A 12815-nucleotide genomic window follows, 5' to 3' on the forward strand; every position below is an offset into this window, starting at 1 on the left:
CGTCCATCTAGGATGACAACAAGCGGTTCAGCCTTCTGCGGAGTCGCAAGCAGCAACGGGGAGGCAGGGAGATGGAAGCGTTGGCCGTCGTCCTTGAACGACCGGAGCACTTGGCGCTCAACCGTCTCGCGCTCACCCCCGCGACCGAGGGCGATGCGACCGTTGCCGTCTCCTGGAGCGGCATCAGCACGGGGACCGAGCGCCTGCTCTGGTCCGGCCGGATGCCGCCCTTTCCCGGCATGGGGTATCCGCTGGTGCCCGGCTACGAGTCGGTCGGCACGGTGGTCGAGACCGAGGCCGGCAGTGGCCTGCGCGTCGGACAAACCGTGTTCGTGCCCGGCGCCCGCTGCTTCGGCGCGGTCAACGGCCTGTTCGGCGGCGCGGCCTCGCACCTGATCGCTCCGGCCGCGCGCCTCGTCCCGGTCGATGCCGCGCTCGGCGACCGGGCCTGCCTCATCGCCCTGGCGGCGACCGCTTACCACGCCCTGTCCGGCATCGTGCCCGGCAAGCGCAGTCTGATCGTCGGCCACGGCGTGCTCGGCCGGCTGCTCGCGCGGCTGACGGTGCTGGCCGGCGGCGAGCCCGTGGTGTGGGAGCGCGAGACGCTGCGGGCTGCGGGTGACTTCGGCTATTCCGTGCTCGCCCCCGACGACGATCCGGCGCGTGACTATTCCACCATCACCGATGTCAGCGGCGATTCGAGCCTGCTCGACACGCTGATCGGCCGCCTCGCGCCCGGCGGCGAGATCGTGCTGGCCGGCTTCTACGAAGCAGCACTCGCCTTCGCCTTTCCGCCCGCCTTCCTGCGCGAGGCCCGCATCCGGGTTTCGGCGGAGTGGCGGCCGGGCGATCTCGCGGCGGTCCGGACCCTGATCGAGGGCGGACGCCTGTCGCTCGACGGACTCATCACCCACCGGGTGCCCGCCACGGAAGCGGGGGAGGCCTACCGCACGGCTTTCGCCGATCCGGCCTGCCTAAAGATGATCCTCGATTGGAGGGCCTGCTCATGAACCTACAGCTCAGCAAGGCGGCGCTGGACGCCGCGACGACGCTGCGGGCCGAGGCCGCCATCGAGCCCGATCCAGTCGCGACCGGCGAGGTGAAGCGCGAGACGCAGATCATCGCGATCTACGGCAAGGGCGGCATCGGCAAGTCGTTCACCCTGGCCAATCTCAGCTACATGATGGCCCAGCAGGGCAAGAAGGTGCTGCTGATCGGCTGCGACCCGAAGAGCGACACGACCTCGCTCCTGTTCGGCGGGCGCGCCTGCCCGACCATCATCGAAACCTCGACGAAGAAGAAGCTCGCAGGTGAGGCGGTCGCCATCGGCGATGTCTGCTTCAAGCGCGACGGCGTCTACGCGATGGAACTCGGCGGCCCGGAGGTCGGTCGCGGCTGCGGCGGACGCGGGATCATCCACGGCTTCGAGCTGCTGGAGAAGCTCGGCTTCCACGAATGGGGCTTCGACTACGTCCTGCTCGACTTCCTCGGCGACGTGGTCTGCGGTGGCTTCGGCCTGCCGATCGCCCGGGACATGTGCCAGAAGGTCATCGTCGTCGGCTCCAACGACCTGCAATCGCTCTACGTCGCCAACAATGTCTGCTCGGCGGTCGAATACTTCCGCAAGATGGGCGGCAATGTCGGCGTCGGCGGCCTCGTCATCAACAAGGATGACGGCACCGGCGAGGCGCAGGCCTTCGCGGACGCGGCGGGCATTCCGGTGCTGGCCTCGATCCCGGCCGACGACGACATCCGCCGCAAGAGCGCGAATTACGAGATCATCGGCAAACCCGACGGGCGCTGGGGCGCGCTCTTCGCCGATCTCTCGCAGAACGTGTCGGACGCCGCGCCGCACCAGCCGAGGCCGCTGAGCCAGGACGCGCTGCTCGGCCTGTTCTCGAGCGAAGCCACCGGACGCCACGTGGTGCTGGAGCCCGCCACCATCGAGGACATGTGCGGGCGAACCAGCCTCGCCAAGCCGTCCCTCGAAGTCGTCTACGACGAGGTCTGAGCCATGGCGGTCAGCCTCGACATCACCGCGCTCCGCGCCCGCCGCCCCGAGGGCATCGATCTCGCCGCGACGCAGGGCGACGGGCTCGGCTGCCACGCCGGCAAGGACGCGATGCGCGCGGCTGCCGAAGCGGCCGGCCTGTCCGGAACGCTGGAGCAGTACCGCAAGGACTACCCGGCGGGGCCGCACGATCAGCCGCAAAGCATGTGCCCGGCTTTCGGCTCCCTGCGCGTCGGCCTGCGCATGCGGCGCACGATGACGATTCTGTCGGGCTCGGCTTGCTGCGTCTACGGGCTGACCTTCACCTCGCATTTCTACGGGGCGCGCCGCAGTGTCGGCTACGTGCCGTTCAACTCCGAGACGCTCGTCACCGGCAAGCTGTTCGAGGACATCCGCGAGGCGGTCTACGCCTCGGCCAATCCGCAAGATCTCGACGCGATCGTCGTCATCAACCTCTGCGTCCCAACCGCGTCGGGCGTGCCGCTGCGCCTCCTGCCGAAGCAGATCGACGGCGTGCGCGTGATCGGCATCGACGTGCCGGGCTTCGGCGTGCCGACCCATGCCGAGGCCAAGGACGTGCTGGCCGGCGCCATGCTCAAATTCGCCCGCAGCGAGGCCGAGAGCGGCCCGGTCCAGGCGCCGCGTGGGGGCCGCTCGGAGCGCCCGTCCGTCGCGCTTCTGGGCGAGATGTTCCCGGCCGATCCCGTGGTCATCGGCGCGCTCCTCGAACCGCTCGGCCTCAGCGCCGGCCCGGTCGTGCCGACGCGCGAATGGCGCGAACTCTACGGCGCTCTCGATGCGGCGGCGGTGGCGGCGATCCATCCGTTCTACACCGCGAGCGTGCGCGAGTTCGAGGCGGCCGGGCGGCCGGTGATCGGCTCCGCCCCCGTCGGGCATGACGGCACCGCCGACTGGTTGGCGGCCATCGGCAAGGCCTGCGACGTCCCGCGGGACAGAATCGCGGCGGCGCAGAACCGGCTTCTGCCGGCGATCCGGGGGGCGCTGGCGGCGGCGCCGATCCGCGGGCGCATCACGCTCTCGGGTTACGAGGGCTCGGAACTTCTGGTCGCCCGTCTCCTCGTCGAGAGCGGCGCCGAGGTGCCCTATGTCGGCACCGCTTGCCCGCACACGCCCTGGTCCGAGCCGGACCGGGTCTGGCTGGAAGAGCGCGGCGTCAGCGTTCGCTACCGCGCCTCGCTGGAAGACGATCTCGCCGCGTTCGAAGCGTTCCGGCCGGATCTCGCCATCGGCACGACGCCGGTGGTGCAGAAGGCGAAGGAGGCCGGCACGCCGGCGCTGTACTTCACCAACCTGATCTCGGCACGCCCGCTGATGGGCGCGGCTGGAGCCGGTTCGCTGGCCAAGGTCGTCAACGCCGCCCTCGCCAACCGGCCGCGCTTCGACGCCATGCGCGCCTTCTTCGAGGGTGTCGGCACCGGCTACGCCGCCGGCATCTGGCCGGACATGCCGGTGCTCAAGACGGCGCCGAAGGCGGCCGCTCCCCTGAAGCCGATCGGGGAGATGGTCTGATGCTGGTCATCGATCACGACCGCGCCGGCGGCTACTGGGGCGCCGTCTACGTCTTCACGGCGATCAAGGGCCTGCAGGTGGTCATCGACGGCCCCGTGGGCTGCGAGAATCTGCCGGTCACCTCAGTGCTGCACTACACCGACGCCCTGCCGCCGCACGAGCTGCCGATCGTCGTCACCGGCTTGGCGGAGGAAGAACTCGGCCGCCACGGGACCGAGGGCGCGATGAAGCGGGCGCACGCCACGCTCGATCCCGGCCAGCGCAGCGTCGTGGTGACGGGCTCGATTGCCGAGATGATCGGCGGCGGCGTCACCCCGGAGGGCACCGGGCTCCAGCGCTTCCTGCCGCGCACCATCGACGAGGACCAGTGGCAATCCGCCGACCGGGCGATGAGCTGGCTCTGGCAGGAATACGGCGCCCGGCGCTTCGCCAAGAAGGGCATTCCGGCCCGGCCCGAGCGCAAGGCCGGGGAGAAGCCGCGGGTCAACATCATCGGCCCGGCCTACGGCACTTTCAACATGGCCTCGGACCTCGCCGAGATCCGCCGCCTCGTGGAGGGGATCGGCGCCGAGGTGAACCTCACCTTCCCGCTCGGCTCGCACCTCGCCGACGTGCCCAAGCTCGTCAACGCGGATGCGAATATCTGCCTCTACCGCGAGTTCGGCCGCCTGCTCTGCGAGAGCCTGGAGCGCCCCTATCTCCAGGCGCCGATCGGGGTGCTCTCGACCACCAAGTTCCTGCGCACGCTCGGCGAGATCCTGGGGCTCGACCCCGAACCCTTCATCGAGCGCGAGCGCCACACCACGATCAAGCCGGTCTGGGATCTGTGGCGCTCGGTGACGCAGGACTTCTTCGGCACCGCGAGCTTCGGCATCGTCGCGACCGAGACCTACGCCCGCGGCGTGCGCCACTTCCTCGAAGAGGAGATGGGTCTGCCCTGCCACTTCGCCGTCAGCCGCAGCGCGGGCACGAAGCCCGACAACGCGGCGGTGCGCGAGGCAATCAAGACGAACCCGCCCCTCGTCCTGTTCGGCTCCTTCAACGAGCGCATGTACCTCGCCGAGGCCGGCGGGCGGGCGATCTACGTGCCCGCCTCGTTCCCCGGCGCGATCATCCGGCGGCACACCGGCACGCCGTTCATGGGCTATGCCGGCGCGACCTACCTCGTTCAGGAAGTCTGCAACGCCCTGTTCGACATGCTCTTCCACATCCTGCCGCTCGCGCGCGACATGGATGCGGTGGAAGCGACGCCCGCCCGGACGCATCGCGAACTGCCCTGGGACGAAGCGGCCCGCGCCCGGCTCGACGCGCTGGTCGAGGCCCATCCCGTTCTCACGCGGATCTCCGCCGCCAAACGCCTGCGCGACGCCGCCGAGCGGGCCGCGCGCCGGGTCGCCGCCGAGCGCGTCGCCGCCGCCCATGTCGAGCGGGCGCAGACCGACCTCGTCTCGGGGAGCGCCGCATGAGTGCCGGTCTCCTCCATCCCCTTCACCCTCCGGCCCCTCGCGGAGCCGGACAGATTGCGGAGCACCAAGTCATGGGAGTGGTCATGCAACGATCGATGCCCGCGTCGTCGCGGCTGCACAGCGAGGCGGTCCAGTTCCGGATCATCCTCGCCGCAACCTACCCGTTCTTCCTCGCCGCCGCCCTGGTGCAGCGTTTCCGGCCGGGCACCGCGCCGCGGCGCGGTCTGCCGCCGATGCGCCGCTCCGTCTTCGGCGAGGCCAAGGCCATGGCCGTCTCGGCGATCCCGTTTGCCTTCATGGGCTAGGGACCCGGCGCGTCGTCTCGCGGACCGGCACCCGCCTTTCGCGACGCTGCGCCGGCGCCTCAGAACTTCCGTGCGGTGACACGGGGGATCCCTGCGCCGTGATGTCATCGGGTCACGGCGACACCCGCCACGCCTGTCAACGCGCGGCATAACCAGCGGAGGTTCGATCGATGGCGAACGGTATCATGGAAAGACCGAGCAGCCTGTCCGGGCTGACGGAACCCGAAGCCAAGGAATTTCACGCGATCTTCCTGACGAGCTTCATCATCTTCACGGCCATCGCCGTTGTCGCTCACATTCTCGTCTGGCTGTGGCGCCCCTGGTTGCCCGGGCCGAAGGGCTACGCCCTGCTCGACGGCGTGACCAACGCGGCCCACGGCCTTGTGTCGATGATCGGCTGAGGAGACGCGCGATGCACAAGATCTGGCTTCTGTTCGATCCCCGGCGCACCCTCGTCGCGCTCTTCACCTTCCTGTTCGTCCTGGCGCTGCTGATCCATTTCATCCTGCTCAGCACCGACCGGTTCAACTGGCTGGAAGGCCCGAAGGACGCGAAGGCGGCCGCCGCCCACAGCCTCGTCCTCCCGACGATGCCGGCCTGACCGCCGGTTCTGCCGCGGGCAGGCTCTTTCGGGTCCGCCCCGGCATCCTTCGTCCTCACCGCGGGGATTTCCGCCATGGCGATGCTGAGCTTCGAGCGCAAATACCGGGTCCGCGGCGGCACTCTGCTGGGCGGAGACCTGTTCGACTTCTGGGTGGGGCCGTTCTACGTCGGCTTCTTCGGCGTCACGACGATCTTCTTCTCGGTGCTCGGCACCGCACTGATCCTCTACGGCGCGGCCATCGGCCCGACCTGGAACATCTGGCAGATCAACATCGCGCCGCCCGACCTGAAATACGGGCTGGCGCTGGCGCCCCTGAAGGAAGGGGGCCTGTGGCAGATCATTACCTTCTGCGCGATCGGGTCGTTCGTCTCTTGGGCGCTGCGCGAGGTCGAGATCTGCCGCAAGCTCGGCATCGGCTACCACGTGCCGTTCGCCTTCGCAGTGGCGATTTTCGCCTATGTCTCGCTGGTGGTGATCCGCCCGTTCCTGATGGGCGCCTGGGGTTACGGCTTCCCCTACGGCATCCTTTCCCATCTCGACTGGGTGTCGAACACCGGCTACCAGTATCTGCACTTCCACTACAATCCCGCGCACATGCTCGCCGTGACGTTCTTCTTCACGACGACTTTCGCTCTGGCGCTGCACGGCTCGCTAATCTTGTCCTCGACCAATCCCGCCAAGGGCGAGACGGTGAAGACGCCCGAGCACGAGGACACCTATTTCCGCGACACGATCGGCTACTCGATCGGCACGCTGGGCATCCACCGGCTCGGCCTGTTCCTCGCGCTTTCCGCGGGATTCTGGAGCGCGGTCTGCATCGTCATCTCGGGGCCCTTCTGGACGCAAGGGTGGCCGGAATGGTGGGGCTGGTGGCTCAACCTGCCCGTGTGGCGGTGAACCGGACCGCCGCCCGGCACCCGCGCCGGCCGGCCTGAAGCGCAGGTTCGATCTTCGGGGCTCGGGGGTCTCCGCCGACGGCGTGAGCCTCGAACGACCGCGGGTCCAGGGAGGAAGCCGCCGTGGCCTATTATCAGAACATCTTCACGCAGGTGCAGGTCCGCCCGGTCGAGCCGGAACACGGCATCCCGATCTCGTCCGACGCCCGCATCGGCCGACCGTTCAACAGCTACCTGTTCGGGCTGATCGGCAACAGCCAGGTCGGGCCGATCTACGGCGGCTATCTCGGGGCTTTGTCCTTCGCCTGCGGCCTGATCGCCTTCGAGATCATCGGCCTCAACATGTGGGCCAGCGTGAACTGGGACCCGATCCAGTTCGTCCGCCAGCTCCCCTGGCTCGCGCTCGAGCCGCCGCTGCCCAAGTACGGCCTCAAGGTGCTGCCGCCGCTCAACGAGGGCGGCTGGTGGCTGATCGCGGGCTTCTTCCTCACCGCCTCGATTCTGCTGTGGTGGGTGCGGATGTACCGCCGCGCCCGGGCGCTCGGCATGGGCACGCACGTGCCCTGGGCCTTCGCCTCGGCGATCTGGCTCTACCTCGTGCTCGGCTTCATCCGCCCGCTTCTGATGGGCTCGTGGAGCGAGGCGGTGCCCTTCGGCATCTTCCCCCACCTCGATTGGACCGCCGCGTTCTCGCTGCGCTACGGCAACCTGTTCTACAACCCGTTCCACATGCTCTCGATCGTCTTCCTCTACGGGTCGACGCTGCTCTTCGCCATGCACGGGGGCACGATCCTGGCCACCAGCCGCTACGGCGCCGAGCGCGAGATCGACCAGATCGTGGACCGCGGCACCGCCACCGAGCGCGCCGCCCTGTTCTGGCGCTGGACCATGGGCTTCAACGCCACGATGGAATCGGTCCACCGCTGGGCGTGGTGGTTCGCGGTGCTGACGACGATCACCGGCGGCATCGGCATCCTGCTCACCGGCACCGTGGTCGACAACTGGTATCTCTGGGCGGTCAAGCACGGCGTCGCGCCGTCCTACCCGCAGATCTACGGGCCGATCACCGACCCGCTCGCGACGCCAGGGGGGCGCCATGAAGACTCTGCTCGTCGTCGCGGGCGCGGTCGTCGCCCTGTTTCTCACCATCGCCCAGTTCGGCACGGCGGGCTGGACGAGGCCGCCGATCCTGGCCCAGCAGCACGGTTTCCGCGGCACGGGCATGGATCAGATCCAGACCAAGGCCGGCGCGGCGGCACTGAAGGCCGCGAACATCCCGCCGGCCCCGGCCGAGCCGGTCGAGGCCGGCACCGAGAAGGCCGGCGCGGTCTACGAGAACGTGAAGGTTCTGAAGGATCTGAGCGTCGAGGAATTCAACCGCCTAATGGTCTCGATGACGGAGTGGGTCAGCCCGGAGCAGGGCTGCACCTACTGCCACAACACCGAGAACATGGCCGACGACAGCCTCTATCAGAAGCAGGTCGCCCGGCGGATGATCCAGATGGTGCAGCACATCAACACCACCTGGAAGGAGAAGCATGTCGGCGAGGCGGGGGTGAACTGCTACACCTGCCACCGCGGAAAACCCGTGCCGGCACAGATCTGGTTCCAGAATCCGGGGCCGAACTACAAGACCGGCTTCATTGCCCGCAACAACGGGCAGAACATGGCCTCGCCCTCCGTCGGCCTCGCCTCGCTGCCCTACGACACCCTGAGCGAATTCTTCGGCAAGAAGGACGCCGACGAGAACCTCATCCGCGTCAACGCGACGACGGCGCTGCCGGAGAGCAAGGGCAAGCCGATCCAGGCCGCCGAGCGGACCTACGGCCTGATGATGCACATGTCGTCGTCGCTCGGCGTGAACTGCACCTACTGCCACAACACTCGCGCGGTCTCGAACTGGTCGCAGAGCACGCCGCAGCGCACGCTGGCCTGGCACGCGATTCGGATGGTGCGCGATCTCAACGGCGACTACATCGAGCCGCTGACGACGACCTTCCCGGCCAACCGCCTCGGTCCGACCGGGGACGCCCCGAAGCTGAACTGCGCCACATGCCACAATGGCCAGAGCAAGCCGCTGGCGGGTGCGCACGTTATCGACAGCTATCCGGAGCTGGCACGGACGACCGCCGAGATGGCGGCCGTGCCGCCGAATCCGGAAACGTCCGAGCCAACACCGGAGGCACCCGCGTCACCACCGCAATAGCAAGTTGCCGCTCCGTTCAAAGTTTAGCGTATCGGGAAACGAAACGCCGCCGGTCCATCGAACCGGCGGTTTTTTCGTTCCGTGGACCTTGCCGGATATCCGCTCCGGGACGAGTTACGCTATTTGAATTCGCTTTCGAGCGCGGCAAATATTGAGCCGGAACATGATCTGATCTTGCGAATTATTAAGACCGGCCGCATTTGGTCGATCTCTCGGAGATGGTGAGATTTAAGAATGTATTCAATATGCCCGTAGGCCCAAAGGTGTAATCCGTTCTGATGAGAGCACCTATGCTGAAATTTGGTCGCATTTTTAACTTTCAAGACGCTCACTTGGCACGGGTCGCGCAGCGGTCGGAATGGCGGCAAATCCAGACCGCGGGCAATCAAGGGGTACGATGGTGAACGTTAGACACGAAAAGAACGAAATCGCCGCCGCTCTGGCGCGATGCAAGACGGCCTTCATCGGCGTGGCCGTGATGAGCGGGCTGGTGAACATTCTCTATCTCACCGGCTCGTTCTTCATGCTCGAAGTCTACGACCGGGTGATCCCGAGCCGTTCGGTGCCGACCCTGATCGGCCTCGCGGCCCTCGCCCTCGTGCTCTATGCGTTCCAGGGCGTTCTCGAGGCCCTTCGTGGCCGGATCCTCGCCCGTGTCGGCGCTGCCCTCGACGAGGCCTTGAGCGGGCGGGTTTTCGATCTCGTGGTGCGCGCGCCGCTCAAAGGCACGACCCAGGGCGATGGCCTTCTGCCCTTGCGCGACCTCGATCAGCTCCGCGCGTTCCTGTCCGGTTCCGGTCCTTCCGCCTTCTTCGATCTGCCCTGGATGCCGGTCTATCTGCTGATCTGCTTCCTGTTTCACCCGCTGATCGGCGTCGCCGCCCTCGTCGGCATGGGCATTCTCGCCGCCCTGACCTTCATGACCGACCGCGCCAGCAAGGGCCCGACGCGGGCCGCGACCGGCCACGGCATGCGCCGCAACGGTCTGGCCGAAGCCGGCCGCCGCAATGCCGAGGTGCTGGCGGCCATGGGCATGCAGGAGCGCCTCGCCGCCCGCTGGGCCGGAGCCAACCGCGAATATATGGAGGCGCATCAGGCCGTGTCGGATGCCGGCAGCGGCTACGGTGCCGGTTCCAAGGTATTCCGCATGGCCCTGCAATCGGGCGTGCTCGCGCTCGGCGCCTGGCTCGTCATCCATAACGAGGCCAGCGCCGGCGTCATCATCGCGAGCTCGATCCTCGTCTCCCGTGCGCTCGCGCCCGCGGAACTCACCATCGCCAACTGGAAGGGCTTCGTCGCCGCGCGGCAAAGCTGGCATCGGCTGTCGGAGCTGCTGGCCCGGCTGCCGCAGACCGAGCGTCCGCACGCGCTGCCGGCGCCGAGCGAGACCATCTCCGTCGAGGGCGCCAGCATCGCCCCGCCCGGCACGCCGCGGCTCGTGGTGCAGGATGTGAGCTTCGGCCTCAGAGCGGGGCAGGGGCTCGGCATCATCGGCCCCTCGGCCTCCGGCAAGTCTTCCCTTGTGCGAGCCCTTGTCGGCGTCTGGCCGCCGATCCGTGGAAAGGTCCGGTTCGACGGTGCCGCCCTGGATCAATGGACGAGCGGCGACCTCGGACCGCATATCGGCTTCCTGCCGCAGGAGGTCGAACTCTTCGCCGGCAGCGTGGCTGAGAACATCGCCCGGTTCGAGCCAGGCGCGCCGGCGGAGGCCATCATCGCGGCGGCCAAGGCCGCCGAGGTCCACGAGCTGATCCTGCGGCTGCCGGAAGGTTACGACACCCGCATCGGCGAGGGCGGCGCGGGTCTGTCCGCCGGGCAGCGCCAGCGCGTCGGGCTGGCGCGAGCTCTCTACCGCGAGCCCTTCCTCGTGGTGCTCGACGAGCCCAACGCCAATCTCGATGCCGAGGGTGAGAACGCCCTGACGCAGGCGATCCTCGGTGTGCGGCAGCGCGGCGGCATCTGCGTCGTCGTCGCCCACCGGCCGAGCGCGCTCGCCGGTCTCGACCTGATCCTGATGATGGCCGATGGCCGCGTCCAGGCCTTCGGGCCCAAGGACGAGATCCTCAAGCGCGTGCTGCGCCCGGCGCCGGCCCCCATTCCGGCCGCGGCCGAGCCCGCCGTGCCCTCGATCCGTGAGAGTGCCTGATGTCCACGACCCTGGCCCCCTCGACGTTCTCCCCCCGGCACTGCCGCGTCCCGTCGCCCACGGCTCGATCCGCAGCCACCTCACCGTCGCGATCGGCCTCTCCGCCGCCCTCGTCCTCGGCGTCGGCGGCTGGGCCACCTTCACCGAGATCTCGGCCGCGGTGATCGCGCCGGGCCAGCTCGTGGTCGAAACCGACGTGAAGAAGGTGCAGCACCCCACCGGCGGTGTCGTCGGCCAGCTCCTCGCGCGCGAGGGCCAGCGGGTTGCGGCCGGCGACGTGCTGATCCGCCTCGATGAAACCCAGACCCGGGCCAACCTCGACATCGTGCTCAAGGCCATGGACGAGCTGGCAGCGCGGGGCGCCCGCGACGAAGCCGAGCGCGACGGGCTCAAGACGATCACCTTCCCTCCCGACCTCGTTGCCCGCATCAACGACGATCCGAGCGTCGCCCGGCTGATCGACGGCGAATCGCGGCTGTTCGCCTCGCGCGTTGCCGGCCGCGAGGGTCAGAGGGCGCAGTTGCGTGAGCGCGTCGAGCAACTGCGCCAGGAGATTGCCGGACTCACCAAGCAGGCCGCAGCCAAGGACCGCGAGATCAACCTGATTGGCCACGAACTCGGCGGCGTGCGCGACCTCTATGCCAAGAACCTCGTGCCGCTCTCGCGCGTCACCGCCCTGGAGCGCGACGCCGCTCGGCTCGAAGGCGAGCGCGGCCAGCTCGTCGCCTCGACGGCCTCGGCGCGTGGCAAGATCGCCGAGACCGAGCTGCAGATCATCCAGATCGACAGCGAGATGCGCACCGAAGTCGGAAAGGACCTCGCCGAGATCCGCGGCAAGTGGTCGGAATTGCGCGAGAAGCGCGTGGCGGCGGAAGACCAGCTCAAGCGGGTCGAGCTGCGCGCGCCGCAGGACGGCTTCGTGCACCAGATGAGCGTGCACACGGTGGGCGGGCTCGTGACCCCGAGCGAACCGGCGATGCTGATCGTGCCGGCTTCCGACCAGCTCCTCGTCGAGGTTCGGGTGCAGCCCCAGGACATCGACAACGTGCGGGTGGGACAGAAGGCGGTGTTGCGCTTTGCCGCCTTCAACACGCGCACGACGCCGGAGATCGACGGCGAGGTGGTCCGCGTTTCGGCTGACGTGACCCAGGACGTGAAGACTGGACAGAGCTACTACACGGCGCGAATCCGCATCCGCGAGGATCAGAAGGAGCGTCTGAAGGGCCTGCGCCTCGTGCCGGGCATGCCGGTCGAGTCCTTCACCCAGATCGGCGAGCGCTCCGTCCTGTCCTATCTCACCAAGCCGCTCACCGATCAGATTGCAAAAGCGTGGCGGGAGCGCTGACAATCTTGCCTCACAGGCGGGTTGTCTGATAAGGCGACCGCCTCCCCGCGATGTCGCTGATGTCATCGCCGGAGCGTCCCCGTGGCGCTCCGTTCCTTCGAGACACATGAACAACAGGCGGCCGGTCTCGAATCCGTGCCGATGTGAGACCGATGAAGATTCGCAACTCGCTCAAGTCGCTGCGCGGCCGTCACCGCGATAACCAGCTCGTGCGCCGCAAGGGCCGCGTCTACGTCATCAACAAGACCCAGAAGCGCTTCAAGGCCCGCCAGGGCTGAGTCCTCGGTGCCGCGATTCGCACGCGGC

General features: G+C 68.2%; 12 protein-coding genes and 1 pseudogene. All 13 read left to right on the plus strand.

From position 1 onward, the window contains the following. Nucleotides 1–71 precede the first annotated feature (71 nt). The 13 genes and pseudogenes from bchC to ykgO all read left to right on the plus strand — a co-directional run bounded on the left by bchC (nt 72) and on the right by ykgO (nt 12787). Nucleotides 72–1010 carry a chlorophyll synthesis pathway protein BchC gene (gene bchC, locus MSPGM_RS13635; RefSeq protein ID WP_003605359.1) on the plus strand — a complete coding sequence of 313 codons (939 nt, stop codon included), beginning with the start codon at nt 72–74 and terminating at the stop codon, nt 1008–1010. Further along, complete coding sequence (locus MSPGM_RS13640) at nt 1007–2011, plus strand: chlorophyllide a reductase iron protein subunit X (RefSeq protein WP_003605362.1); 1005 nt, start codon at nt 1007–1009, stop codon at nt 2009–2011. Before bchC ends, MSPGM_RS13640 begins: the two co-directional genes overlap by 4 nt. A 3-nt stretch (nt 2012–2014) precedes the next feature. Then, entirely contained in the window at nt 2015–3541 is a 1527-nt protein-coding gene (gene bchY / locus MSPGM_RS13645; RefSeq protein WP_003605363.1) for a chlorophyllide a reductase subunit Y, read from the plus strand. Continuing rightward, nucleotides 3541–5007: a chlorophyllide a reductase subunit Z gene (gene bchZ, locus MSPGM_RS13650; protein ID WP_012753128.1), complete on the plus strand. Its 1467-nt coding sequence runs from the start codon at nt 3541–3543 to the stop codon at nt 5005–5007. The genes bchY and bchZ overlap by 1 nt, the downstream gene beginning before the upstream one ends. Before the next feature lie 71 nt (nt 5008–5078). Next, entirely contained in the window at nt 5079–5312 is a 234-nt protein-coding gene (locus MSPGM_RS13655) for a hypothetical protein (protein ID WP_003601875.1), read from the plus strand. Between the two features lie 170 nt (nt 5313–5482). Continuing rightward, nucleotides 5483–5713: a light-harvesting antenna LH1, beta subunit gene (gene pufB, locus MSPGM_RS13660; protein ID WP_003601874.1), complete on the plus strand. Its 231-nt coding sequence runs from the start codon at nt 5483–5485 to the stop codon at nt 5711–5713. Between the two features lie 11 nt (nt 5714–5724). After that, nucleotides 5725–5913, plus strand: a complete 189-nt coding sequence (gene pufA / locus MSPGM_RS13665) for a light-harvesting antenna LH1, alpha subunit (protein ID WP_003601873.1) — start codon at nt 5725–5727, stop codon at nt 5911–5913. A 75-nt stretch (nt 5914–5988) separates the two neighbouring features. Next, nucleotides 5989–6813 (plus strand): photosynthetic reaction center subunit L, encoded by an 825-nt coding sequence (pufL, locus tag MSPGM_RS13670; RefSeq protein WP_003601872.1) that lies wholly within the window; start codon nt 5989–5991, stop codon nt 6811–6813. 122 nt (nt 6814–6935) lie between these two features. Beyond that, nucleotides 6936–7901 (plus strand): annotated as a pseudogene (gene pufM / locus MSPGM_RS13675) (photosynthetic reaction center subunit M); the annotation flags it as partial. Between the two features lie 7 nt (nt 7902–7908). Beyond that, nucleotides 7909–9018: a photosynthetic reaction center cytochrome PufC gene (gene pufC / locus MSPGM_RS13680; RefSeq protein WP_012753130.1), complete on the plus strand. Its 1110-nt coding sequence runs from the start codon at nt 7909–7911 to the stop codon at nt 9016–9018. Nucleotides 9019–9415: 397 nt separating this feature from the next. Continuing rightward, entirely contained in the window at nt 9416–11164 is a 1749-nt protein-coding gene (locus MSPGM_RS13685; RefSeq protein ID WP_003601869.1) for a type I secretion system permease/ATPase, read from the plus strand. 40 nt (nt 11165–11204) lie between these two features. After that, nucleotides 11205–12509 (plus strand): HlyD family type I secretion periplasmic adaptor subunit, encoded by a 1305-nt coding sequence (locus MSPGM_RS13690; protein WP_261926403.1) that lies wholly within the window; start codon nt 11205–11207, stop codon nt 12507–12509. Between the two features lie 152 nt (nt 12510–12661). Then, nucleotides 12662–12787 (plus strand): type B 50S ribosomal protein L36, encoded by a 126-nt coding sequence (ykgO, locus tag MSPGM_RS13695; protein WP_003601867.1) that lies wholly within the window; start codon nt 12662–12664, stop codon nt 12785–12787. The last annotated feature ends 28 nt before the right edge of the window (nt 12788–12815 follow it).

It is taken from the genome of Methylorubrum sp. GM97, from assembly GCF_024347855.1.
Classification (GTDB): Bacteria; Pseudomonadota; Alphaproteobacteria; order Rhizobiales; family Beijerinckiaceae; genus Methylobacterium; species Methylobacterium extorquens.

Coding starts and splice junctions, on each gene's coding strand:
- bchC (WP_003605359.1), top strand. CDS start 72: ATGGAAGCGTTGGCCGTCGTCCTTGAACGACCGGAGCACTTGGCGCTC.
- MSPGM_RS13640 (WP_003605362.1), top strand. CDS start 1,007: ATGAACCTACAGCTCAGCAAGGCGGCGCTGGACGCCGCGACGACGCTG.
- bchY (WP_003605363.1), top strand. CDS start 2,015: ATGGCGGTCAGCCTCGACATCACCGCGCTCCGCGCCCGCCGCCCCGAG.
- bchZ (WP_012753128.1), top strand. CDS start 3,541: ATGCTGGTCATCGATCACGACCGCGCCGGCGGCTACTGGGGCGCCGTC.
- MSPGM_RS13655 (WP_003601875.1), top strand. CDS start 5,079: ATGGGAGTGGTCATGCAACGATCGATGCCCGCGTCGTCGCGGCTGCAC.
- pufB (WP_003601874.1), top strand. CDS start 5,483: ATGGCGAACGGTATCATGGAAAGACCGAGCAGCCTGTCCGGGCTGACG.
- pufA (WP_003601873.1), top strand. CDS start 5,725: ATGCACAAGATCTGGCTTCTGTTCGATCCCCGGCGCACCCTCGTCGCG.
- pufL (WP_003601872.1), top strand. CDS start 5,989: ATGGCGATGCTGAGCTTCGAGCGCAAATACCGGGTCCGCGGCGGCACT.
- pufC (WP_012753130.1), top strand. CDS start 7,909: ATGAAGACTCTGCTCGTCGTCGCGGGCGCGGTCGTCGCCCTGTTTCTC.
- MSPGM_RS13685 (WP_003601869.1), top strand. CDS start 9,416: ATGGTGAACGTTAGACACGAAAAGAACGAAATCGCCGCCGCTCTGGCG.
- ykgO (WP_003601867.1), top strand. CDS start 12,662: ATGAAGATTCGCAACTCGCTCAAGTCGCTGCGCGGCCGTCACCGCGAT.